This is a genomic window from Rhizobium sp. M1 (assembly GCF_002531805.1).
Classification (GTDB): domain Bacteria; phylum Pseudomonadota; class Alphaproteobacteria; order Rhizobiales; family Rhizobiaceae; genus Rhizobium; species Rhizobium etli_C.
Genome location: NZ_NWSW01000010.1, coordinates 24,253 through 47,667, shown reverse-complemented (window position 1 = coordinate 47,667; position 23,415 = coordinate 24,253). Strand labels below are relative to the sequence as shown.

The 23,415-nt window shown below is 62.2% G+C and carries 21 protein-coding genes; 15 read left to right on the top strand and 6 right to left on the bottom strand.

The window, feature by feature from the left end; all coding sequences use genetic code 11:
* The first annotated feature begins 1 nt into the window (after position 1).
* The 7 genes from CO655_RS11195 to folD all read left to right on the top strand — a co-directional run bounded on the left by CO655_RS11195 (position 2) and on the right by folD (position 6,111).
* Positions 2–415: a hypothetical protein gene (locus CO655_RS11195; RefSeq protein ID WP_037114486.1), complete on the top strand. Its 414-nt coding sequence runs from the start codon at positions 2–4 to the stop codon at positions 413–415.
* Positions 416–446: 31 nt separating this feature from the next.
* On the top strand, positions 447–1,010 hold the full coding sequence (locus tag CO655_RS11190; RefSeq protein ID WP_097582579.1) for a rod-binding protein: 564 nt from the start codon (positions 447–449) through the stop codon (positions 1,008–1,010).
* A gap of 123 nt (positions 1,011–1,133) precedes the next feature.
* Entirely contained in the window at positions 1,134–1,499 is a 366-nt protein-coding gene (locus CO655_RS11185; RefSeq protein WP_003545575.1) for a hypothetical protein, read from the top strand.
* A complete protein-coding gene (locus tag CO655_RS11180; protein WP_097664703.1) occupies positions 1,499–2,038 on the top strand; it encodes a hypothetical protein in 540 nt (179 codons plus the stop codon). The genes CO655_RS11185 and CO655_RS11180 overlap by 1 nt, the downstream gene beginning before the upstream one ends.
* 294 nt (positions 2,039–2,332) lie before the next feature.
* Positions 2,333–3,172 (top strand): WecB/TagA/CpsF family glycosyltransferase, encoded by an 840-nt coding sequence (locus tag CO655_RS11175; protein ID WP_097664702.1) that lies wholly within the window; start codon positions 2,333–2,335, stop codon positions 3,170–3,172.
* A 157-nt stretch (positions 3,173–3,329) separates the two neighbouring features.
* Entirely contained in the window at positions 3,330–5,090 is a 1,761-nt protein-coding gene (locus CO655_RS11170) for a succinoglycan biosynthesis protein exop (protein WP_097664701.1), read from the top strand.
* A gap of 121 nt (positions 5,091–5,211) precedes the next feature.
* Positions 5,212–6,111: a bifunctional methylenetetrahydrofolate dehydrogenase/methenyltetrahydrofolate cyclohydrolase FolD gene (folD, locus tag CO655_RS11165; protein ID WP_097605621.1), complete on the top strand. Its 900-nt coding sequence runs from the start codon at positions 5,212–5,214 to the stop codon at positions 6,109–6,111.
* A gap of 8 nt (positions 6,112–6,119) precedes the next feature.
* On the opposite strand, the gene CO655_RS11160 is transcribed toward folD, so the two are convergent.
* A complete protein-coding gene (locus CO655_RS11160) occupies positions 6,120–7,154 on the bottom strand; it encodes a substrate-binding domain-containing protein (RefSeq protein ID WP_097605620.1) in 1,035 nt (344 codons plus the stop codon).
* A 298-nt stretch (positions 7,155–7,452) separates the two neighbouring features.
* On the opposite strand from CO655_RS11160, the gene CO655_RS11155 reads away from it, so the two are divergent.
* The 6 genes from CO655_RS11155 to CO655_RS11130 all read left to right on the top strand — a co-directional run bounded on the left by CO655_RS11155 (position 7,453) and on the right by CO655_RS11130 (position 14,506).
* The gene (locus CO655_RS11155) at positions 7,453–8,814 is read left to right on the top strand and encodes an ABC transporter substrate-binding protein (protein ID WP_097664700.1); all 1,362 of its coding nucleotides are present in this window, start codon (positions 7,453–7,455) and stop codon (positions 8,812–8,814) included.
* Between the two features lie 186 nt (positions 8,815–9,000).
* Positions 9,001–10,014, top strand: coding sequence for a sugar ABC transporter permease (locus tag CO655_RS11150; RefSeq protein ID WP_064681102.1), 1,014 nt, complete (start codon positions 9,001–9,003; stop codon positions 10,012–10,014).
* Between the two features lies 1 nt (position 10,015).
* Positions 10,016–11,179: a carbohydrate ABC transporter permease gene (locus CO655_RS11145; RefSeq protein WP_097664699.1), complete on the top strand. Its 1,164-nt coding sequence runs from the start codon at positions 10,016–10,018 to the stop codon at positions 11,177–11,179.
* A gap of 34 nt (positions 11,180–11,213) precedes the next feature.
* The gene (locus CO655_RS11140) at positions 11,214–12,866 is read left to right on the top strand and encodes an alpha-glucosidase (protein WP_097664698.1); all 1,653 of its coding nucleotides are present in this window, start codon (positions 11,214–11,216) and stop codon (positions 12,864–12,866) included.
* A gap of 21 nt (positions 12,867–12,887) precedes the next feature.
* Entirely contained in the window at positions 12,888–13,976 is a 1,089-nt protein-coding gene (gene ugpC / locus CO655_RS11135) for a sn-glycerol-3-phosphate ABC transporter ATP-binding protein UgpC (RefSeq protein WP_097584623.1), read from the top strand.
* A 176-nt stretch (positions 13,977–14,152) separates the two neighbouring features.
* Positions 14,153–14,506, top strand: coding sequence for a hypothetical protein (locus CO655_RS11130; RefSeq protein WP_020920408.1), 354 nt, complete (start codon positions 14,153–14,155; stop codon positions 14,504–14,506).
* An 84-nt stretch (positions 14,507–14,590) separates the two neighbouring features.
* Here CO655_RS11130 and edd read toward each other — a convergent pair whose 3' ends face one another.
* The 5 genes from edd to CO655_RS11105 all read right to left on the bottom strand — a co-directional run bounded on the left by edd (position 14,591) and on the right by CO655_RS11105 (position 21,541).
* Complete coding sequence (gene edd, locus CO655_RS11125) at positions 14,591–16,411, bottom strand: phosphogluconate dehydratase (protein WP_097605616.1); 1,821 nt, start codon at positions 16,409–16,411, stop codon at positions 14,591–14,593.
* 67 nt (positions 16,412–16,478) lie between these two features.
* Positions 16,479–17,177 carry a 6-phosphogluconolactonase gene (pgl, locus tag CO655_RS11120; protein ID WP_097584619.1) on the bottom strand — a complete coding sequence of 233 codons (699 nt, stop codon included), beginning with the start codon at positions 17,175–17,177 and terminating at the stop codon, positions 16,479–16,481.
* A 10-nt stretch (positions 17,178–17,187) separates the two neighbouring features.
* Positions 17,188–18,663 carry a glucose-6-phosphate dehydrogenase gene (zwf, locus tag CO655_RS11115; protein ID WP_097605614.1) on the bottom strand — a complete coding sequence of 492 codons (1,476 nt, stop codon included), beginning with the start codon at positions 18,661–18,663 and terminating at the stop codon, positions 17,188–17,190.
* 135 nt (positions 18,664–18,798) lie between these two features.
* Complete coding sequence (locus CO655_RS11110) at positions 18,799–20,094, bottom strand: FAD-binding oxidoreductase (RefSeq protein ID WP_097664697.1); 1,296 nt, start codon at positions 20,092–20,094, stop codon at positions 18,799–18,801.
* Between the two features lie 10 nt (positions 20,095–20,104).
* The gene (locus CO655_RS11105; protein ID WP_097605612.1) at positions 20,105–21,541 is read right to left on the bottom strand and encodes a glutamine synthetase family protein; all 1,437 of its coding nucleotides are present in this window, start codon (positions 21,539–21,541) and stop codon (positions 20,105–20,107) included.
* 87 nt (positions 21,542–21,628) lie between these two features.
* Here CO655_RS11105 and CO655_RS11100 point away from each other — a divergent pair, with 87 nt between their 5' ends.
* Both CO655_RS11100 and CO655_RS33815 read left to right on the top strand, forming a co-directional pair.
* Positions 21,629–22,849: an NAD(P)/FAD-dependent oxidoreductase gene (locus CO655_RS11100; protein WP_097664696.1), complete on the top strand. Its 1,221-nt coding sequence runs from the start codon at positions 21,629–21,631 to the stop codon at positions 22,847–22,849.
* A gap of 176 nt (positions 22,850–23,025) precedes the next feature.
* Positions 23,026–23,169 (top strand): hypothetical protein, encoded by a 144-nt coding sequence (locus tag CO655_RS33815; RefSeq protein WP_170964951.1) that lies wholly within the window; start codon positions 23,026–23,028, stop codon positions 23,167–23,169.
* Positions 23,170–23,415: the final 246 nt, after the last annotated feature.

Genomic DNA, 23,415 nt, shown 5'->3' with positions numbered 1-23,415 from the left:
TATGATCGAGAAGAGCCGCTCCCAAAAACTCAAGCGTCTGCTGTCGGTGCAGCGGCATATCGAAAGGATGGCGGAGAACGACCTGGCCGAAACCAGCCGTCAGCGCATCGAGGTCAATGCGGCGATGGACGATGTCATCGTCGCTCTCGGTTCGATGGACCCGGTCCACCACGCCTTCTCGCAGAATTATGCCGACCGATTCGGCAGGCTGACGATCAAGGATCAGCAGCTGACCGGCATGCAGCAGATCCACGAGATGCGGCTGACGCGCGAACGCGCCAAGGCCGATCGCCTGGAAGAGGGCATGAAGGAGGCCTTGGACGCCGAGCGTCGCGAGGCCGACGACAATGCCGTCTACGATGTGATCGATCAGCAATTCGCAACGCCAGCCTCCAGCAAGCTTCAAAAACCATAATCGTTACGATCTTAATTTAGAGGATTGTAACGTGGCTATTTCGCCCCCCAGTGATCTGGTCCTGGACGTTGTCAAAGCTGCCGACCCCATGGAGGTTCAGGTAGCCCAGGAAAAGTTGAAGGCAAATCGTGCGGCCTTTGCCGCAACGAGCCTCGCCGAGAACGGCAAGGGCTTCTCCAATACGGTCGACGTTCTCGATCATGTCGGCCAGAAGAGCGGCCTCTCCAACATCCAGAACCGCACCAAGACCGAAGAGGTTCCGGAAAGCTACCGGAAGTTCGAGGCCATGGTGCTGCAGAACTTCGTCAAGTCGATGCTGCCGAGCGAAAGTGAAGACGTTTACGGCAAGGGCGCGACCGGCGATATCTGGAAGGGCATGATGGCCGAGCAGCTCGGCAACACCATGGCCAAGGGCGACGGCATCGGCATTGCCAAGCAGATGTACAGCGAGCAGCTGCGCCGGCAGGAAGGCAAGATCGTCAATGCCTCGACCGATGATCGTGACCGCAACACCGCGCTCAGCATGATCGACGACTTCCAGCGCAAGACCTTTGGCACGCCGACGGCGGACGCCAAGGCCGATAGAACAGGATGATTTAGGCCCGTTGGCCTGAAATCTGAATCCTGTTCTAAATTAAATAGTTAGAGCATGATGTCGTCCGAAAACCGCACACACTTTTCGGCATCATGCTCTAAGCGACGCATAATCGAGGGTACAATGGAAATAATTTCGAACGAATACAGGATCAAATCCGTTCTCGGACGCCTCGAAATGATCATCGACAATGAGAATACCCGGATCGGCAACGATCCGCAGTTCGATCTCAAGGTCTCCAACGCGCATAAGAGCCGCTGCCTCTACGAGCTGTCGATGCTCTTCCGCGATACCGATCCGGCCGAGCTTGCCGCTGCCCATCTCGATCAGCTGCACGGCCTGAAGAAGAAGCTGGTTCTCAACGCCCGGCGCGTCGAGGCGCATCTCGAAGCGGTTCGCGCCGTCGCCGACCTCCTGAAGAATGCCGTCCAGGACGCCGACGCCGACGGCACCTATTCCCAGGAACAATTCGCCGCGCGTGGAAACTGATGATCAAGCTCGTCCTCACCGGCATCTGGGTTTGCGCCATCACCTTGGCCTCGGTCTATTTTTCGGTGTATCTGGCGACGGCGCCGGCGCCCGCGATATCCGATTCCAAGCAGAACGCGCTCGAACTGGTGAAGGGTGAAACGATCACGGTGCCGGTCATCGGCAACGGCGCGATCACCGGTTATTTCCTCGGCCGCATTTCCTTCATGATGAACAAGGACATGCTGAAGGGCGTGACCTTGCCGCTGACCGAGATGACGACCGACGAACTTTTTAGCCTGCTCGTCGGCAACAAGATGGTCGATCTCGCGCACATCAAATCCTTCGATCCGAAAGCCTTCCGCGAGGAGATCAAGAAGGGCATGAACGAGCGCCTCGGCGGCGAATATGTCGCCGAAGTGATGCTGGAGCAGCTCGACTATCTCTCGAAGGAAGAGGTCAAGCAAAACGCATCGGGTGAGCCGAAGAAGCTCGGCGCTCCGGTCAAGATCATCGAAGGCGCCTCGGCCGGGGAAACGCCGGCAGCCGCCGCCCATTGAAACAACGGATCATCGATGCACGAGCGGCGCCTTCGGGCGCCGTTTGTCGTTGCGGCTGATGTGGTTAATAAACCACTTATACGAGCATCAAAATCCAAGGAATTTTCCTAAGGGTTGTTTGAAAGCCTCCTGTTATATCAGCTGTCACAGCTTGGCATGCGCCGTTTTCCGCGATCGGGACGACGCCGTCCATGCCTGACGCGACCGGTTCTTTCGAGACCTCCGGGTGCGGAAAAATGTGGGCTTGTTTTCCGGGATGTCGGGCGCATGACGCACCCTCGGCAGGAGGTAGGAATGAATTTGATTGCAAACTTCGCGGTGCTTGCGTCGCGGCGGACGATCTTCGATCTGCCGGTCTGCGATCTCGGCTGGGACGATGCCCTCGTTTTTATCAACGAGCTGGCCTCCATTCCCGTCGGTCAGACCGTGGTTTGCTTCGTCAACGCCCACAATATGCTGACGGCTTTGCGCGACGACGAGTATTACCGGATCATGTCGCACAATCTGGTGCTGCCTGATGGCATCGGCCTCAACATTGCATCGCAGATCGCCCATGGCTCGCCGTTTCCCGCCAATCTGAACGGCACCGATTTCGTGCCGGCCTTTCTTACCTTCATGGAGGCTCCGCGCCGCATCGGCCTGATCGGCGGCACGCGCCCGGTCGTCGAGGCGGCGGCGGAAAATTTCCGCAGGCACACGCCCTGGCATGAATTTGTCGTCATTTCCGACGGCTTTTTCGACAAGGTCGATTCCACGGATGTCACCGAAGAGATCGAGCGCCAGAAGCTCGACATTCTGATCGTCGGCATGGGGACGCCGCTGCAGGAGAAATGGGTCCACGACAACATCCGCGCCGACCATGCGCGGCTGGTGCTGACGGTGGGCGCACTCTTCGACTTCGTCTCCGGCGCCGTTCCGCGGGCGCCGAAGACGGTGCGGATGATGCGTCTCGAATGGGCCTATCGGCTGATACAGGAGCCCGCGCGCCTCTGGCGGCGCTACGTCATCGGCATTCCGGTCTTCCTCTTCCACGTCCTGCGCTACCGCTTCCGCCGCCGCGAAAGAATTCTCAACCAGCCGGAAGAGTCTCGCAGCGTCTCGCAGCCGGCTGCCGAGCGCAGGAAGGCGAGCTGAACGGGCAACGCCCGGTTCAAATTTTGAGACGTCGGACCGCAATTCTTGCCAGTCGCGGTTAACCATTTCTTTGCCATGAATATTTAGGGTGGCTTAATCATCTGCTTCGCGTGCGGATGATTGAACTCGGCCATCATGTGCATGAGATGTGGCGCAAATGTACGATATCAGGGCGAGAAACAGCTTCCAGGATCGCGCAGCCGCGGGGCCGCGCACCTCCGACGTCGCCTATCGCCGGCGGTCGAAGGGGGCTGATATCGCCCTGCCCGAGGCCGAATTGCTGCGCGCGATCGGCCGCGCGCTCGAAGAGCAGCGCGCAATGGCGGCGCGTCCGGCGCCGCTGGTCGACCGCATCGAAACCATCCTCGGCAACCGCCTTTGGGCTGCCAACGATGCCGGCGGCGCTCTTCTGCCGGCGCCGGCCGGTCATGAGGAGCCGAACGCTGCGGTCGAACGGCCTGCGCTCCCGCCCGAACCGCTGGCCGTCATCCGTGAGGAACCCGCCAGATCCCGGCCGGCAACGCCCAGCCACCGCGCCGGCCGCTTCGGCCTTGCCATGACGGTCGCCGCCGCCACGATCCTCGGCGCAGGCCTGCCGGCCCTGATGCCGGTCTCGCCCGCCCTCTACCGTGCCGAGACGACGCTTTCGGTAAGAACGGATGCGGCAAGCCGCGCCGCCTTCACCCAGGCTGCGGCGAAAGGCCTGTTGTCGGCGCGCGTGATGGCATCGACGGTCGCTGCGCTGAAACTCGATCACGATCCGGAATTTGCCGGCTCCAGTGCCAATGCGCTCGGCGTTGCGCTCGATCTCCTCTCGGCCACCGGTGCTGCCGCCGATCCGGCCTCGCGCGCCGAGGCGGCGCTGAAACATGCGGTCGAGATCATGCCCGATGTCGCCGCCGGTACGATCCTTGTCAGGGTGACGACCGGCGACAGCGGCAAATCCATGCGCATCGCCGCACGGCTTGGCGAAGCGGTGTCCGCCGGCAGCGGTCCCGGCCGGAGCGCCGAAACCGACACCGCGCTGCGCAAGGCCTATGACGAGGCAAAGGCGGAGCTTGCCGCCTTCACGGCCAAAAGCGGCGAGGGCAACGTCAAGGTGGCGATCGATCTTCGCCGTCAGATCGACGGGCTCGATGCCGATCTGAAACAGGCCGACCAGGATATCCTCGAAGCCAAGGCGCGCGCCGACGGGCTGAAGGCGGCAAAACTTGCGGGCGTGCTGGATGGATCGCTCCCCTCCGATATGCTCTCGCCGGCGCTGCAGGATTGGCGCGACAAATATGCCGTCGCCAGGACGACGCTGGCGCAGCTTTCGGCCGAGCTTGGCCCGCGCCATCCGCGCCTGCTGCAGCAGCAGGCCGAAACCGATGGACTCAAGGAGAACATGGGCAAGGAGCTTGCCCGTCAGTCCCAGCTCGCCAATGCCGCCGCCAAGGCTGCGGTCGATGCGCGCAAGGGCTTGAACGATCGCCGCAACACGCTGATCGCCCAGAGCCGGGATACCGGCGTCGATCTGTCCCGGCTGATCGAGCTGCGCGAAAAGGTGAATGCCGCGCGTTCGCGCCTGGAGGAGACGGCGCCGACATCGGGAGGCGATGACGGCCATTTGACCGTCCTGAAACCGCCGCTTGCGGCGGCGGTGCCGGGAACGAATGGTCTAATCGGCCGCGTGCTGGCCGGGGCCGCGACAGGCCTTGCGCTCGGTCTTGGCCTCGCCCTTCTGCTGTTCTGGCGCAGATCCGCCGCGGCTTCCGCAAGCGAGGAAATGCCGGCGCCGCCTTCGCTCGCCTCTCCGCCGGCGCCCGCGCCGACCCCGGCGGCGGCCGACGAGATGGAGGTTCTGCGCTCCGAGATCTCGGGCCTGCGCAACCGGCTTCGACGTCACGTGATGGAAGCACGGCAGCCGCTACGCTGAACCCGACATTTCCTTGCAAGTTTGATATTGCCTTGCCGCTTTCCGACAGGATAGGGCGTTAGCGGGCATTTGACGCTCGTCAACTATCAATAGATTGGCGCGAAACAGGGCGGAGAGACGCGTGGCGACAGTAATCGACGGCAAGAACGTAGCTGCATCAGTCATTCAGACGGTCAAGAGTGCGACGGCGGCGCTGGAAAAGAGCAGCGGCGTCACCACCGGCCTGGCCGTCATCATCGTCGGCGACGATCCGGCAAGCCACGCCTATGTCGGCTCCAAGGGCCGCATGGCCAAGGAATGCGGCTTCAAGTCCGTCCAGCACACGTTGCCGGCCGAGACCAGGCAGGAGGAGCTGGCAGCGCTCGTTGCCACCCTCAACGCCGATCCGTCGATCCACGGCATCCTGGTGCAGCTGCCCCTGCCGAAGCCGCTCGCCAGCGAGCCGATCATCCAGTCGATCCTGCCGGAAAAGGATGTCGATGGCCTGAGCGTCGTCAATGCCGGCAAGCTCGCCACCGGCGACCTGAAGACCGGACTGGTCTCCTGCACGCCGGCCGGCGCCATGGTCTTCGTCCGCCGCACCCATGGCGAGGATCTCTCGGGCCTCAATGCCGTCGTCATCGGCCGCTCCAACCTGTTCGGCAAGCCGATGGCGCAATTGCTGCTCAACGCCAATGCGACGGTGACGATGGCCCATTCGAGAACGAAGAACCTCGCCGAGGTCTGCCGCAACGCCGATATCCTGGTGGCCGCCGTCGGCCGGCCGGAGATGGTCAAGGCCGATTGGGTCAAGCCGGGTGCGACGGTCATCGACGTCGGCATCAATCGTGTGCCGGCTCCCGACAGGGGCGAGGGCAAGACCCGGCTTGTCGGCGACGTCGCCTTCGCCGAGGTCTCTGCTGTTGCCAGCACCATCACCCCGGTTCCCGGCGGGGTCGGGCCGATGACCATCGCCATGCTGATGGCCAATACGGTCATCGCCGCCCACCGCGCCGCAGGGCAGACGCCGCCGCAGTTTTGAGGCTGGGCTTAAGCTTCGTGGGACTGCGGGGCCGGGCCGGTCGAGGCCCTGACGATCAGTTCGGTCTTCCAGAGTTCCTGCTCGGGGAAGGGGCCGGTCTGTTTCACGGTGCCGATCAGCCGCTGGGCGATGCGGGCGCCGGCGGCCCTGAGCGAGGAGCGTGTGGTCGTCAGCGGCACGGAGAAGCTTTCCGGCTTCAAGAGCGGCAGCACGTCGTCGTGGGCGATCAGCGAAATGTCCTCGCCGAGCCGCAATCCCGCCTGGTTGACCGCACGGATCGCCCCCAGCGCCATGACCGTGCTGGAGCATAGGATCGCCGTCGGCCGCTGCGGCAGTTGCAGGAAGCGTTCCATCGCCAGAAGGCCCTGTTCGTCGGTCATCAGCGCGTGGCTCATGCAATCCTCCTCGAGCGTCAGACCGCGTTCGCCAAGGGCCGAGATGACGCCGTTCCTTCTGCGGATGGCGAAATCGAGATGCGTCGGCCCGTTCATCAGTGCAAAGCGCGTATGGCCGAGCTGCAGCAGCAGCCGGGTCGCGTCGTAGAAGGCGCCTTCATTGTCGATGTCGAGATAGGGATAATCCGGCTCCGCGCCGAAGGAGCGGCCATGCACGACATAGGGCATGGAGAGCGATTTCAGCATGGGAAGCCGCGGATCGTGGCCGCGCATATAGGCGACGAACAGTGCGTCGACATTGCCGCTGATCGCAAGCCGCCGGAGTGCTGCCACCTCGTCGTCAGGATCGGCCGGCATGATGACGAAATGGAAATCGTGACGCACGGCTTCCTCGCCGAGCCCGGCCAGGAATTCGCCGAAATGCACGTCGGACTGGTGGCCGGGCGCCGTCGGCATGACCAGGCCGATCGAGCCTGCCTTGCCGGTCGCAAGCCGCTGGGCAGCCTTGTTCGGCCGGTATCCGGTTTCCTTGACGGCCTGGAGCACGCGCTCCCGGGTCGCTTCATTGACCTCGGGATAGCCGTTGAGCGCCCGGCTCACCGTCGTCTGCGACAGCCCGAGCAATTCCGATAGCTGTTTGAGATTCACCTGTTATGCTTCCTCCCGGCCCGCCCGTCGGCCGCTCTAAAAGGCCTGCCGCCTCCCAATGGCATCCAAAGCGCTTTCAATTATGTAGCATCTCGCGCGCTTGACTCAAGAAAAATCGCTCCATATTCCCCGATAGGCGCCGTTGCGCTGCGATATCCCGCGTGTTTATGGCGAGTTTTCGCGAATTGACTTGACTCCATTCCACTGGAAGTGAAATGAGTTGGGTGTCAAAGCGCTTTGAAATTTCTTTTTGCGGGGAATTCGGCGCGGGTTGGGATTGTGATGGGAGGTTGATCACATGAAAAAGTCATTTTTGGTGGGCGTTGCCGTTGCGGCGCTTTTTGCCGGTGCTGCGTCCGCGGCCGATCTGAAATTTGCCCCTGGACAGGATTCCAAGTTCAACTGGAAAAGCTATGACGAATTCAAGGCCGCGCATGCCGATCTGAAGGGTCAGCCGCTGACGATCTTCGGGCCGTGGCGCGGCGAAGACGAGGCGTTCTTCATGAGCGTTCTTGCCTATTTCACCGAAGCGACCGGCATCGAGGCGAAATATTCCTCTTCCGAAAACTACGAGCAGCAGATCGTCATCGACACACAGGCGGGCTCGCCGCCGAACATCGCCATTCTGCCGCAGCCGGGCCTCCTCGCCGACCTCGCCGGCAAGGGGTTCCTGACGCCGCTCGGCGATGACAACTCCAAGTGGCTCAAGGACAATTACGGTGCCGGCGACAGCTGGGTCGGTTACGGCACCTACAAGGGCAAGGACGGCAAGGAAGCCTTCTACGCCTTTCCTTACAAGGCCGATGTGAAATCGCTGGTCTGGTACGTTCCGGAGAATTTCGAGGAAGCCGGCTACAAGATCCCGACGACCATGGAAGAGCTGCATGCCCTGACCGACCAGATCGTCAAGGACGGCGGCGTTCCCTGGTGCATCGGTCTCGGTTCCGGCGGCGCCACCGGCTGGCCGGCGACCGACTGGGTCGAGGACATCATGCTGCGCATGCAGCCGCCGGAAGCCTATGACAAGTGGACGACCAACGAGCTGAAGTTCACCGATCCGGCCGTCGTTGCCGCGATCGACGAATTCGGCAAGTTCGCCAAGAACGCGAAATACGTCGATGGCGGCGTCGCGGCCGTGGCTTCGACCGATTTCCGCGACAGCCCGAAGGGCCTCTTCGCCGTTCCGCCGAAGTGCTACATGCACCACCAGGCCTCGTTCATTCCGTCCTTCTTCCCCGAGGGCACGAAGCTCGGCCAGGATGCCGACTTCTTCTACATGCCGACCTATGCTTCGCATCCCGAACTCGGCAAGCCGGTGCTCGGTGCCGGCACGCTGGTTTCGATCGCCAAGGACTCGAAGACGGCCCGCGCCTTCATCGACTTCCTGAAGACCCCGATCGCACATGAAGTCTGGATGGCGCAGTCGAGCTTCCTGACGCCGTATAAGGGCGTCAGCGTCGACGCCTATGCCAATCCGCAGATGAAGAAGGAAGGCGAGATCCTGACCTCCGCCACCACCTTCCGCTTCGACGGTTCCGACCTGATGCCGGGCAAGATCGGTGCCGGCGCCTTCTGGACCGGCATGGTCGATTTCGTCGGCGGCAAGTCCGCCGAGGAAGCTGCCGGCGAAATCCAGAGCGCCTGGGACGGCATCAAGTAATCTTCCAAAATTATGCCGCCGGCTTGCCGGCGGCATGACCTGCCTGAGTGGCCGGGCTCATGCACGCCCGGCCATCGCAGGATATATTGTGATTGAACGATACAAGTGGATTGACGGTGACCGGCGTTGCCCCGTCAGAATGAAAGCCGGTCGGAATAAGATCAGGGGAAGCAGGGGAGGGACGAAATGCTGTCGCAGATAGTGTCCGCTTTGGGCGTCGTGGTCGTCGCCGTTTTTGCGTGCTCGGCCTATTTCTATTTTTCCAACAAGCTTCTGGATCTGGCCCTGCCGGTGAAGGATGGCGACATTCGCGCCGCATCGCGCAATCTCAATCGCCGCGCGGTCATCAGGCCCTGGCTGTTCCTCGGGCCGGCGCTCTTCCTGCTCTTCGTCTACCTCGTCTATCCGGTCGTTGCGACCTTCATCCTTTCCTTCTACGACCGCGCCGGTCTGCAGTTCGTCGGCCTCGCCAACTATAAATGGGCGATCGGCGACCGCGAATTCCGCCAGTCGATCTTCAACAACATCCTCTGGCTCGCCGTCGTGCCGGCCGCCTGCACCTTCTTCGGCCTGGTCATCGCTGTCATGACCGATCGCATCTGGTGGGGCAATATCGCCAAGAGCATCGTCTTCATGCCGATGGCGATCTCCTTCGTCGGCGCCTCGGTCATCTGGAAATTCATCTATGAATATCGCGGCGGCAACGATGTCCAGATCGGCCTCCTGAACGCCATCGTCCAGCTCTTCGGCGGCACGCCGGAGGTGTGGATCTCGGTTCCCTTCTGGAACAATTTCTTCCTGATGGTCATCCTGATCTGGATCCAGACCGGTTTTGCCATGGTCATCCTGTCGGCGGCCCTGCGCGGCATCCCCGAGGAGACGATCGAAGCCGCCGTCATCGATGGCGCCAACGGCTGGCAGATCTTCTGGCGGATCATGGTGCCGCAGGTCTGGGGCACCATCGCCGTCGTCTGGACGACGATCACCATCCTCGTCCTCAAGGTCTTCGATATCGTGCTGACCATGACCAACGGCCAGTGGCAGACGATGGTCCTGGCGAACCTGATGTTCGACTGGATGTTCCGCGGCGGCGGCGATTCCGGCCGAAGTGCCGTCATCGCCATCATCATCATGCTCGCCGTCACGCCGATCATGGTTTGGAACGTGCGCCGCGCCAACCGCGAACTGAAGGGCCACTGAGATGACCGCTGTCGGAAGCTACTTCAAGATCGGGCCCGCCCGCCTCTTCGTTCACCTTGCGGTTCTCCTGATCGTCATCATCTGGCTCATCCCGACGCTCGGTATCTTCGTCAGCGCCCTGCGCGACAAGGACCAGATCGTTGTGTCCGGCTGGTGGACGTCCTTCGTCGGCTCGACGCAGACGGTCGCCGTGCGCCTGGGCACGCCGGACCAGCAAAAGCAGGAAGGCGCCACCTACGTCATTTCGGGCAATGTGCTGGAAGGACAGACCGGCCGCTCGGTAAAGGCCTTCGGCAACCGCGTGCAGCAGCCGGCGGCCTTCGAGGCCGGCCAGACGGCCGATCTCGGCGACGGCGAAAGCCTGCAGATCAACAGCGACGGCAGCTATCGCTATATGAAGAACGCTGCCTTCTCGCCCGACGAGCGGCCGCGGCGCATCTATGTCTCCGTTTCCGCGCCGCCGGAATTCACGACGCAGAACTATAACACCGTTCTAACAGGCGAGGGCATCGGCCAGTCCTTCATCAATTCGCTGACCGTGACGATCCCGGCGACGATCATCCCGATCCTCATTGCCGCTTTCGCCGCCTATGCTTTGAGCTGGATGGACTTTCCCGGCCGCGCGCTGTTGATCGCGCTCGTCGTCGGCCTCATCGTCGTGCCGCTGCAGATGTCGCTGATCCCGCTTCTGCGCCTCTATAACGAGATCGGCACCATGCTCGGCCAGCCGTCGAAGACCTATCCCGGCATCTGGCTTGCCCATACCGCCTTCGGCATGCCGCTCGCCATCTTTCTGCTGCGGGCCTATATTGCCGGCCTGCCGAAGGAGATCATCGAATCCGCCCGTGTCGACGGTGCGAGCGACTTCGAGATCTTTACCCGCATCGTTTTGCCTCTGTCCTTCCCGGCACTCGCCTCTTTCGCCATCTTCCAGTTCCTGTGGGTGTGGAACGACCTGCTCGTCGCCATGGTCTTCCTCGGCACCGACAAGGATCACATCGTGCTGACTGGCAGTCTCAACGCGCTGCTCGGCTCGCGCGGCGGCAATTGGGAGATTTTGACGGCGTCGGCCTTCGTCACCATCGTCGTGCCGCTGCTCGTCTTCTTCGGGCTGCAGCGCTACCTGGTGCGCGGTCTGCTGGCGGGTTCGGTCAAGGGAGGCTGACCATTTTCGAACGTGACTTCAGACAGGATATTCCATGAACATGGCTCCCCAATCGATCTTGACCGCCGATAAGGACTGGTGGCGCGGCGCGGTGATCTATCAGATCTATCCGCGCTCCTACCAGGATTCCAACGGCGACGGTATCGGCGACCTCAAGGGCATCACCGCCCGGCTGCCGCATGTGGCAAGCCTCGGCGTCGATGCGATCTGGATCTCGCCCTTCTTCACCTCGCCGATGCGCGATTTCGGTTACGACGTTTCCGATTATGAAAATGTCGATTCGATCTTCGGCACGCTGGTGGACTTCGACACGATGATCGCCGAGGCGCATCGCCTCGGCATCCGCGTGATGATCGACCTGGTCATCTCGCACAGCTCCGATCAGCATCCCTGGTTCGTGCAGAGCCGCTCCAGCAAGACCAACGCCAAAGCCGACTGGTATGTCTGGGCCGACGCCAAGCCGGACGGCACGCCGCCGAACAACTGGCTGTCGATCTTCGGCGGCTCGGCATGGGCGTGGGATCCGACGCGCATGCAATATTACCTGCACAACTTCCTGACCTCGCAGCCGGACATGAACCTGCATAACCCGGAAGTGCAGGACCGTCTGCTCGATGTCGTGCGCTTCTGGCTCAATCGCGGCGTCGACGGCTTCCGCCTCGACACCATCAACTTCTATTTCCACGACCCGCTGTTGCGCGACAATCCGGCATTGGCGCCCGAGCGCCGCAACGCCTCGACGGCGCCGGCGGTCAATCCCTATAACTTCCAGGAGCATGTTTACGACAAGAACCGGCCGGAGAACCTCGCCTTCCTGAAGCGCTTCCGCGCCGTTCTCGAGGAATATCCGGCAATCGCCGCGGTCGGCGAGGTGGGTGACAGCCAGCGCGGCCTGGAAATCGTCGGCGAATATACCTCCGGCAACGACAAGATGCACATGTGCTACGCCTTCGAGTTCCTGGCGCCCGATCCGCTGACGCCGGAGCGCGTCGAGGAGGTGATGGAGGATTTCGAAGCCGCAGCCCCCGACGGCTGGGCCTGCTGGGCCTTCTCCAATCACGACGTCATGCGCCATGTCAGCCGCTGGGGTGGGCTGGTCGCCGATCACGACGCTTTCGCCAAGCTCTATGCCTCGCTGCTGATGACGCTGCGCGGTTCCGTCTGCCTCTATCAGGGCGAGGAACTGGCGCTGACCGAAGCCGATCTCGCCTATCAGGATCTGCAGGATCCCTATGGCATCCAGTTCTGGCCGGAGTTCAAAGGCCGTGACGGCTGCCGTACGCCGATGGTCTGGGACAGCCACGTCGCCCAGGGCGGCTTTTCGACAGTCAAGCCCTGGCTGCCGGTGCCGGTCGAACATATTCTGCGCGCCGTCAATGTCCAGCAGGGCGACGAGACGTCCGTGCTCGAGCACTATCGCCGCTTCATCGCCTTCCGCAAGCTGCACCCGGCCTTTGCCAAGGGCGAGATCGAATTCGAGGAGACTGAGGGCGATATCCTGGTCTTCACCCGCGACTACAGTGACGAGAAGCTGCTCTGCATTTTCAACATGAGCCCGGCCGAAGCAGGCGTTACCCTGCCTGCAGGAGAATGGCAGGCGTTGACGGGGCACGGCTTTATCAGCAACAACTATGGCGACAAGATCGATATTCCGGCCTGGGGGGCGTATTTCGCCCGTCTCGCTTAAGGATCAGGAGGGGAGAGAGACATGACTGGACTGACGCTGAAGGATATTCGCAAATCCTACGGTTCCGTGGACGTTCTCCACGGCATCGACCTCGATATCAAGCAGGGCGAATTCATCGTCTTTGTCGGTCCGTCCGGCTGCGGCAAATCCACGCTTCTGCGCATGATCGCCGGTCTCGAGGCGATTACCGGCGGCGAGATGTATATCGACGGTCAACTCGTCAATGACGTGCCGCCGTCGAAGCGCGGCATTGCCATGGTCTTCCAGTCCTACGCGCTCTATCCCCACATGACCGTCTACGACAACATGGCCTTCGGCATGAAGATCGCCGGCGAAAGCAAGCAGGAGATCGACCGGCGCGTGCGGGCGGCGGCCGACAGCCTGCAACTGGGCAAATATCTCGACCGCCTGCCGAAGGCGCTTTCGGGCGGCCAGCGTCAGCGCGTGGCGATCGGCCGCGCCATCTGCCGCGACCCCAAGGTCTTCCTGTTCGACGAGCCGCTGTCCAACCTCGATGCTGCGCTGCGCGTCGCGACCCGCATCGAGATCGCTCGCCTCAACGAGCAGATGGCCGATACGACGATGATCTACGTCACCCACGACCAGGTCGAGGCGATGACGCTTGCCGACCGCATCGTCGTGCTTTCCGCCGGCAATATCGAGCAGGTCGGCGCGCCGCTGGAGCTTTACGAGCGCCCCGCCAACCTCTTCGTGGCGAAATTCATCGGCTCGCCGGCCATGAACATCATCCCCGCGACGATATCAGGCACCGGCAGCCAGACGACTGTTACGCTGACCGGCGGCATGTCGGTCACGCTCGATGTGGCGACCGACGCATCGGAGAAGGGCAAGGAGGCAAGCTTCGGTGTTCGCCCGGAAGATCTGAGGATCGCCGACGGCGCCGACTATGTTTTCGAGGGCGAAGTCTCGATCGTCGAAGCGCTCGGCGAAGTGACGCTGCTTTACATCGAAGGCCTGGTCCCCGGCGAGCCGATCGTCGTCAAACTGCCCGGCATTTACGATGTCCATAAGGGCCAGAGGATGCGCTTTGCCGCCGACCGGCAGAAGCTGCATCTCTTCGATGCGAGCGGCCACACCTACCGGAAATGAGATCGCCATTTTTGGGGTAATCATCCCCAGAATTATACTTGGCGGACCGAATTCTCACTTTCTGTTAAAGATCGGCTGCTACTTTTTCCTCGTCAATTTATGAGGGGGATAAGCAAGTGGCCGCTTCCAATCCGTCACAGCCAAGATCTCATTTCCTGAGCAAGGAAGAATCCTTCATGTATGACCGCGAGGCGCGGTTCAAAATGGAGGACACGATGAATGCCGCGCGCATCGAATATACGGAAAAGGGCGTCATGCACGCGGCGTCGCGCCGCTGCGACATCGTCCGGATCTCGATGAGCAGCGCGACGCTCGCAATTCTCACCCAGTTCAGCCTGCCGAAGCAGTTCTATCTGGACATTCCGGATGCCCGCATCACCAAGGTCGGCTGCCTGCTGATGAAGGTCAACGCCAACAACACGATCGAAGTCCGCTTCCTGCGCCTGCTGACGCAGAAGGAGCTGAACAAGATTTTTGTCTACAGCACGCATCCGGCGCACAAGGATTACGTTCTCGACATCCGCGCCTGACGGATAGATCGGGACTGCCAATAGCAAAACCCGCGGGACGCTGCGCGCGCCCCGCGGGTTTTTGCTTGTTTGCGTTGGTTACGTTCAGTGGAAGAGGACGCTCGCACCCTGGTCCGAAGCGCCGACGGCGCGGCGGAACGGCGCGAAGAGCTCGCGGCCCATGCCGAATTCATTGTCGGAGAGATCGACGGTCACCGGCTCGCGCTCGGCCATGTCGGCCGCATCGACGAGCACTTCCAGCGTGCCCTTGATCGCGTCCAGGCGAATGATGTCGCCGTTCTTGATGCGGGCGATCGGGCCGCCGTCGACCGCTTCCGGCGTGACGTGGATCGCCGCCGGCACCTTGCCGGATGCGCCGGACATGCGCCCGTCGGTCAGAAGCGCCACGCGGAAGCCGCGATCCTGCAGCACGCCGAGCGGCGGCGTCAGCTTGTGCAGTTCCGGCATGCCGTTCGCCTTCGGCCCCTGGAAGCGCACGACGGCGACGAAATCGCGGTTGAGCTTGCCTTCCTTGAAGGCGTCCTGCAGTTCCTGCTGGCTGTGGAAGACGATCGCCGGCGCCTCGATGATGTGACGCTCCGGCTTGACGGCGGAGATCTTGATGACCGCCTTGCCGAGATTGCCGCGCAGCATCTTCAGCCCGCCATTGGCCTGGAATGGCGTCTCGATGCTGGAGAGCACCTTCGGATCATGGCTCTTTTCCGGCGACGGCTCGCGCAACACGCCGCGGTTTTCGCCGAGCCGGGCATCGACCGTATAGGCCTGGAGACCCTGGCCGAAGACCGTGCGCACATCGTCATGCACCAGGCCGTGCTTCAGGAGTTCCTTGATCAGGAAGCCCATGCCGCCGGCCGCCTGGAAATGGTTTACGTCGGCAAGGCCGTTCGGGTAGACGCGGGCCAGCAGCGGCACGATTTCCGAAAGCTCGGCGATGTCCTGCCAGGTGAGCTGGATGCCGGCTGCCCGCGCCATGGCGACGAGGTGCAGCGTGTGGTTGGTCGAGCCGCCGGTCGCATGCAGGCCGACGACGCCGTTGACGACCGAACGTTCGTCGATCATCTCGCCGGCCGGCGTGAATTCGTTGCCGAGCGCGGTGATCGCCAGCGCCCGCTTGGCGGCCTCGCGCGTCAGCGCTTCGCGCAGCGGCGTGCCGGGATTGATGAAGGAGGAGCCCGGCATATGGAAGCCCATGATCTCCATCAGCATCTGGTTGGAGTTGGCCGTGCCGTAGAAGGTGCAGGTGCCGGGGCCGTGATAGGATTTCGATTCCGCCTCCAGGAGCTCGGCGCGCCCGACCTTGCCCTCGGCAAAGAGCTGACGCACCCGCGACTTCTCGTCGTTCGGCAGGCCTGTCGTCATCGGCCCGGCCGGAACGAAGATCGACGGCAGATGCCCGAAGGAGAGCGCCGCGATGACGAGGCCCGGCACGATCTTGTCGCAGACGCCGAGGAAGAGGGCGGCATCGAACATATTGTGCGACAGGCCGACGCCTGCGGCCATGGCGATCAGGTCGCGCGAAAAGAGCGACAGCTCCATGCCCGGCTGACCCTGGGTGACGCCGTCGCACATGGCAGGCACGCCGCCGGCCACCTGGGCGACGCCGCCTGCTTCGGCGGCCGCCTCACGGATGATTGCGGGATAGGTCTCGAACGGCTGGTGGGCCGAGAGCATGTCGTTATAGGCAGTGATGATGCCGAGATTCGGAATGCGGTCGCCGGCAAGCGCGTCCTTCTCGGCGGGGGAACAGACCGCAAAGCCATGGGCGAGGTTGGCGCAGCCGAGCACCGAGCGTTGCACGCCCTGGGAGGCGGCGGCGCGCAGCCGTTCCAGATAGCGCTCGCGGGTCGGCTTCGAGCGTTCGACGATGCGGTTGGTGATCGCAGCAATGCGTGCGTGAGCGGACATGGAAGATCCCTGCCTTGTTCTGGTTCGTCTCAATGTGTTCGCCGGCTCCGGCGGCTGTCAGGCCGTATCAGGGAGCCCAGTAGATCTCGACCGGGGAAGTGGCCCGGCGCAGAACGGCGCGGATCGGCATGTCTGCCTCGTCACCGCTGCCTTCCGCCTTGGCGAGAACGTCTTTTTTGCCTTCGCCCTCGATATGGAGAACCAGCAGTGCCGCATCCTGAAGACTGGAGAAGGTGAAAGTCAGGCGCGGCTCGCCGGCTCCTTCTGCCTCCATGGTGATGACGCCGCGCGGCGTCGAGGCATCGAGCGCCTCGGCAAGATTGCTGCCGCCGGGAAAGAACGAGGCCGTGTGGCCGTCGCCGCCCATGCCGAGGATGACCACATCGAAGGGGATGCCGATCTCGGCGCTTTTTTCCGTCGCCAGCCTTGCGGCCTCCTCGACCGAGGCTGCCGGCTGGTAAAGCGGCACGAACCGCGCTGCCTTTGCCTTGTCCTGCAAGAGGTTGGCATCGACCAGCAGATGGTTCGAGCGGGTATTGTCGGCCGGCACGAAGCGTTCGTCAACCAGCGTGATCGTCACCTTGTCCCAGGCGATGTCGCGTGTCGACAGCGCCTGGAAGAAGGCCTTTGGTGTCGAGCCGCCGGAAACGGCGATGGAGGCGGCGCCGCGGGCGGCGATCGCCGCCGAAAGCGTATCGGCGACCTTGTCGGCAAGGCTGCCGGCGAGATCTGCGGGGCTGGCGAAGGAATGCAGGGTCGATGCCATCGGTTTCGTCCTAGATATCGTCATGCCAGGTGCGGCCGTCGCGCTCGATCAGCGCGATGGCCTGGCTCGGGCCCCAGGTGCCGGCCGTATAGCCCTGCACCTGCTGGCCGGTGGTTTCCCAACCTTTCAGGATCGGGTCGACCCATTTCCATGCGGCTTCGACTTCATCGCGGCGCATGAACAATGTCTGGTTGGAGCGGATCACGTCCATCAGCAGGCGTTCGTAGGCGTCGGGATTGCGGACGTTGAAGGCCTGGGCAAAGCTCATGTCGAGCGAGACGTTGCGCAGGCGCATGCCGCCCGGACCCGGATCCTTGATCATCAGCGACTGCTTGACGCCCTCGTCCGGCTGCAGGCGGATGATCAGCTGGTTCTGGCTGATGCGGCCGGCGGCCTGATCGAAGATCGCATGCGGGATCGACTTGAAGGTGATGACGATCTCGGACATGCGCCCGGCAAGCCGCTTGCCGGTTCTGATGTAGAAGGGAACGCCGGCCCAGCGCCAGTTGTTGATCTCGGCCTTGATGGCGACGAAGGTCTCGGTGTTGGAGACGCCGCCTTCGAGCTCTTCGAGATAGCCCTTGACCGGGCCGCTGCCCGAGGCGCCGGCGCGATACTGGCCGCGCACCGTCGCCTGCTCGACATTCGAGGCATCGAGCGGCTTCAGTGCCCGCAGCACCTTCAGCTTCTCGTCGCGAACGGCTTCCGAATCCATCGACGAGGGCACTTCCATCGCCGTCAGGCAGAGCAGTTGCAGAATGTGGTTCTGCACCATGTCGCGCAGCGCGCCCGCCGTATCGTAATAGCCGGCGCGGCCTTCGAGGCCGACCGCTTCGGCCACGGTGATCTGCACGTGATCGATGTAATTGGCATTCCACAGCGGCTCGTAGAGCGCATTGGCAAAGCGCAGCGCCATCAGGTTCTGCACCGTTTCCTTGCCGAGATAGTGGTCGATGCGGAAAATCTGCTCTTCCTTGAAGGCGCGGCCGATCATGTCGTTGAGCTGCAGCGCCGAGGCGAGGTCGCGGCCGATCGGCTTCTCGACGACGATGCGGGTCGATTTGGTGATCAGCTTATGGTCATGGATCTTCTGCGAAATGTCGCCGAAGATGCCGGGTGCGACCGCCAGATAGAAGGCGCGCACCCGCTCCTTGCTCTCGTCGAGCAGCCTCTTCAGCTGATCCCAGCCGCCGTCGGAGCGGGCATCGACCGAGACGTAATAGAGGCGGGCGCAGAACTTTTCGACTTCGTTCTCGTCATATTCGCCCTTCTTCAGGTGTTCCTTCAGCGCATCGCGGGCGAATTTGCGGTATTCCTCGTTCGTCAGCGGGCTGCGCGAAGCGCCGATCACCCGGGTCGGTTCGCCGAACTGGCCTTCGATCTGGCGATGATAGAGGGCCGGCAGCAACTTGCGTTCGGCAAGGTCGCCGCTGCCGCCGAAGACGACGTAATCAAAAGGCTCAACGGGAATGATCTGGCTGCTCATGAGCTTGTCTCTCAATCAGGCTTGGTTGACGGCCCTTTTAATCTAATCGATTTAAAAAAGCCAGTGTGCAGTGCAATGAATCTGTCGGGCACCGGTTTTAGAGCGAATTTCCATGAGAGGAAATCCGCAGGCGGACTAAAACTTGTCGCGAAGCGCAAACCACGACAAGGCGAGGAAAAGCAGCGGCGCCCGCATCCAGGCCCCGCCGGGAAAGGCGGGAATATCGAGCGATTTGAACAGATCCAGATCGCCGGATTTCCCAAGCACCGTTTCCGCATAGAGCTTGCCACAGTAGTTTGACAACATGACGCCATGGCCGGAATAACCGCCGATCGAGGTGACGCCGGGCATCACCTCGCGCACGAAGAGCTGGCGCGGCATGGTGATGCCGACGCTGCCGCCCCAGGCATGGGTGATCTCGATGTCTTTCAGATCAGGATAGATTTCGCCGATCTGCCGGCGGATGTGCTGCGAAATGTCTCGCGGATTGTCGGCCGTATAGGCCTCGCGCCCGCCGAACAGCAGACGGTCTTCGAATCGGCGGAAATAACGCACGACGAAGCGCGAATCGGCGACGGCCTCACCGCCCGGCAGCACTTCGGGATGCTGATCGAGCGGAGCGGTGGCGCCGATGAAGGAGCGGATCGGCATGACATGGCTTGCCGTCACCGGTTCGAGGCCGTCGATATGCCCGTCGCAGGCGATCAGCACCCGGTCGGCGGTGATCGTGCCCCGTTCCGTTTCGATCGTCACCTTGCCGCCGCCCTGGCGGATCGCCGTCGCCTTGGTCATCTCGAAGATATCAGCACCCGCGTCGGCGGCGACACGGGCGAGCCCGATGAGCAGCTTCAGCGGATGGATATGGCCTGTGCCGACATCGCGCACGCCGCAGTGGAAGCGCTTCGAACCGAGCCTTTCCTGCGTCTCTTTCTTGTCCATGAAGCTGATGTGCGGATAGTCATAGCGCTGCGCGGCGATCTCGGCATTCTCGCGATAGTCGCGTTCGTAGCTCGCCTTGTGGGCGACATTGAGCTGGCCGGGCACGAAGTCGATCTCGATCTGGTGCTCGCTTGCAAAATCGAGGAGATGGCGCTTGGCTGCCTCGGCAACGTCGAACAGCGCCTTCGAGCGTTGATAGCCGATTTTTTCCTCGAGCTCTTCCGGCCACCATCGCTGGCCGGTGCCGAGCTGGCCGCCATTGCGCCCGGACGCTCCGTCGCCGAACCGGCAGGCCTCGATCAGGACGACCGAAACGCCTGACTTGGCGAGGTGATAGGCGGCCTGCAGGCCGGTATAGCCACCGCCGATGATGGCGACGTCGCATGGTCTCGCTCCGTCGAGAGCGGCATAGGTGGGCCGCTCGCCGACGGTTGCCTGATACCAGGATAGGCCCGGGGAGATCGGGCTCTGCCACATCTCTTGTGGTGCCATGACGATCCCCTCACACGTTGAGCAGAAGGAATTCCCGCTCCCAGGGGCTGATCACCTGCATGAAGGTCTCGAACTCGCCGCGCTTGACGCCGGCATAAAGGCCGATGAACTGCGTGCCGAACACCTCTTCGAAGGCAGGCTCATCCTCCATCAGCGCCACGGCTTCCAAGAGGCCGCGCGGCAGGTCGATCGAGCCCTCATTGGCCGAATCCTCCGTCGGCGCCGTCGGCTCGATCTGCTTCATAATGCCGAGCAGACCGGAAGCGAGCGAGGCGGCAAGCGCGAGATACGGATTGGCGTCCGAACTCGGCAGCCGGTTTTCCACGCGCCGCGCCTGCGGATCGGACACCGGGACGCGGAAAGCGGTGGTCCTGTTGTCGTAGCCCCAGGCATTGTTGACAGGGCAGGACATGTCCGGCTGCAGGCGGCGGTAGGAATTCACGTAAGGGGCAAGCATCGCCATCGCGCTCGGCACGAATTTCTGCATGCCGCCGATGAAGTGGAAGAATTCCTTCGAGGCCGATCCATCGGCATTGGAGAAGACGTTCTTGCCCGTCTCGATATTGACCACCGACTGGTGGATATGCATCGCCGACCCCGGCTGGCCCTGCATCGGCTTGGCCATGAAGGTCGCGTAGATGTCATGCTTCAGCGCCGCCTCACGGATCGTTCGCTTGAACAGGAACACCTGGTCGGCAAGCTCGATCGGATTGCCGTGGCGCAGGTTGATTTCGAGCTGGGCCGGTCCCTCTTCATGGATCAGCGTGTCGATCTCCAGCCCCTGTTTCTCCGAGAAATGGTAGATGTCGTCGATCAACTCGTCGAATTCGTTGATGCCGGCGATCGAATAACCCTGGCCGCCGAGGATCGAGCGGCCGGAGCGGCCCTTCGGCGGGTGCAGCGGATAGTCGGGATCGTCATTCTTGGCGACCAGGTAGAATTCGATCTCCGGCGCGACGATCGGTTTCCAGCCGCGGTCGTGATAGAGGCTCATGATCCGCTTCAGCACGTTGCGCGGCGTGTAGGGCACTTCGCCGCCGTCCGAATCGACAATGTCGCAGATCACCTGCGCCGTCGGATCGCTCTCCCAGGGCACGACCGACAGTGTCGAAAGATCCGGCATCAGCTTCAGGTCGCTGTCGCGCGGCTCGTAGCGGAAGCTCTCCGTCTCCTCGGGATATTCGCCTGATATCGTGTGCCGGTAGATCGCCGAAGGCAGTGCCAGCGAGGTGTTCGAGGTGAATTTCGAGCTCGGCATCATCTTGCCGCGCGGCACGCCGGCAAGGTCGGGCGTGATGCATTCGATGTCTTCGATGCCCCTGGCTCTCAGCCACTGCGCCGCTTCCTTCCAGTTCGCAACGCCGCGCAGGGATCCGGGGTCCGGAGGAGTTTTCGTCGAGGCGGGTACGGTTCTGGCAGGCTTCAGCGTCGTCTTTTTTGGGGACATGACACACCGGGTTGGTTGATCGTGGCGCCATCATAGCCAGACTTTGCCAATTGGCGAGGGGGCGAGAACGTTGACTTTCGCCCTTCGATGGAAAAAGAAGACACCGATTTGATTGGGGAAACGGGTTTGCAGCGCAAAAGCGACGTCATCGTCATCGGCGCCGGGGCGGCGGGCATGATGGCGGCCATCCGCGCCGGAAAACGCGGTCGCTCGGTCGTCGTTCTTGACCATGCGCGCGCGCCCGGCGAGAAGATCCGCATCTCCGGCGGCGGCCGCTGCAATTTCACCAATATCCATGCCGGGCCGAAGAATTTTCTGTCCACCAATCCGCATTTCTGCAAGTCGGCGCTTGCCCGTTTCACGCCTGCCGATTTCATCGCCATGGTCGAGCGGCACGGCATTGCCTGGCATGAAAAGACGCTGGGCCAGCTGTTCTGCGACGACAGCGCCAAGGACATCATCCGCATGCTCCTGGACGAGATGCGCGCCGCCGGCGCGGCACTCGATCTCGCTACCGAGATAACAGGCGTCGAAAGGACCGATGCGGGCTTCCGCGTCTCGACCGGGCAGGGCGGCTATGAAGCCTCCGCGCTGATCGTCGCGACCGGCGGCAAATCGATCCCGAAGATGGGCGCCACCGGCTTTGCCTATCGCCTCGCCGAGCAGTTCGGCCTGGCCGTGCTCGAAACCCGCCCGGCCCTGGTGCCGTTGACGCTCGATCCCGGCCTGCTCGCAAGCATTGGCCCGCTTGCCGGCATTTCCGCGCCGGCCGAAATCCGCCATGGCAAGACCGCCTTCCGCGAAGCGCTGCTGTTTACCCATCGGGGCCTCAGCGGACCTGCCATCCTGCAGATCTCCTCCTATTGGCGCGAAGGGGACGAGATCGTCCTTGCCATCGAACCGGATATCGACATCGCCGCGCAGCTGAAGGCGGCAAAGCAGCTGAACGGCCGCCAGTCGGCCCAGACCGCGCTTGGCGAGATCCTGCCGAAGCGGCTGGCGCAGTTTCTCGTCGAGCGCGAAAAGATCTCCGGCAATATGGCCGACCTACCCGACAAGACGCTGCTCAGCCTTGCCGCGAGCGCCCAGAGCTTTGCAATCAAGCCTTCCGGCTCTGAAGGCTATCGCACAGCCGAAGTGACGCTCGGCGGCATCGACACGGCCGCGCTCGATTCACGCAGCATGGAGGCCAAGGCCGTGCCCGGTCTCTATTTCATCGGCGAATGCGTCGACGTCACCGGCTGGCTTGGCGGCTATAATTTCCAATGGGCCTGGGCCTCGGGATTTGCCGCGGGCGAATGCGCCTGAAGCTTTCGCTTTCTGCATATCGGCGGAACCCGTATATTAGAAATGCCGATTCAAGACTTCTTAAGAGAGGTGCGCCATCCTGTCTCAATTGGCGGTTTGCAAAGCTCTTCCTAGATTAAGCTTTACCGGCAAGCCGTTTTGTTGGATTGTTGTGTCAGAAGAGTGAGGTTTCGAGCATGACCAGACACGCACGACGCGCCCGCGCCATCGCAATCACCCAGGCAAAGCCTGACATCAGGATGGCGGTCCTGCGATATTTGATGCTCACAGCCGGCGCCACAGCCGCCAGCCTGGCGCTGTTGCTCGCGCACGTCCTCTGACCTGTCCTTTCATCCTGAAGTAACCTTGCCGCCTTGCGATCGCGACATCGCGGTCCTGTGTGGCATAAATTGCAACTATTTCACCGCCTTGGCTTTTAACCACCATCACCGCTTATCCGAAAATTAATATCTAATCTGACACAATTGCCCGCGATTATTTGGGCATCTCCAACTTGCTTGGACATGAACCGGCAATGACTGCCGCCTGGCTTCCGGGTTCCCCGATGTAAAGAGAATAGTTGATGT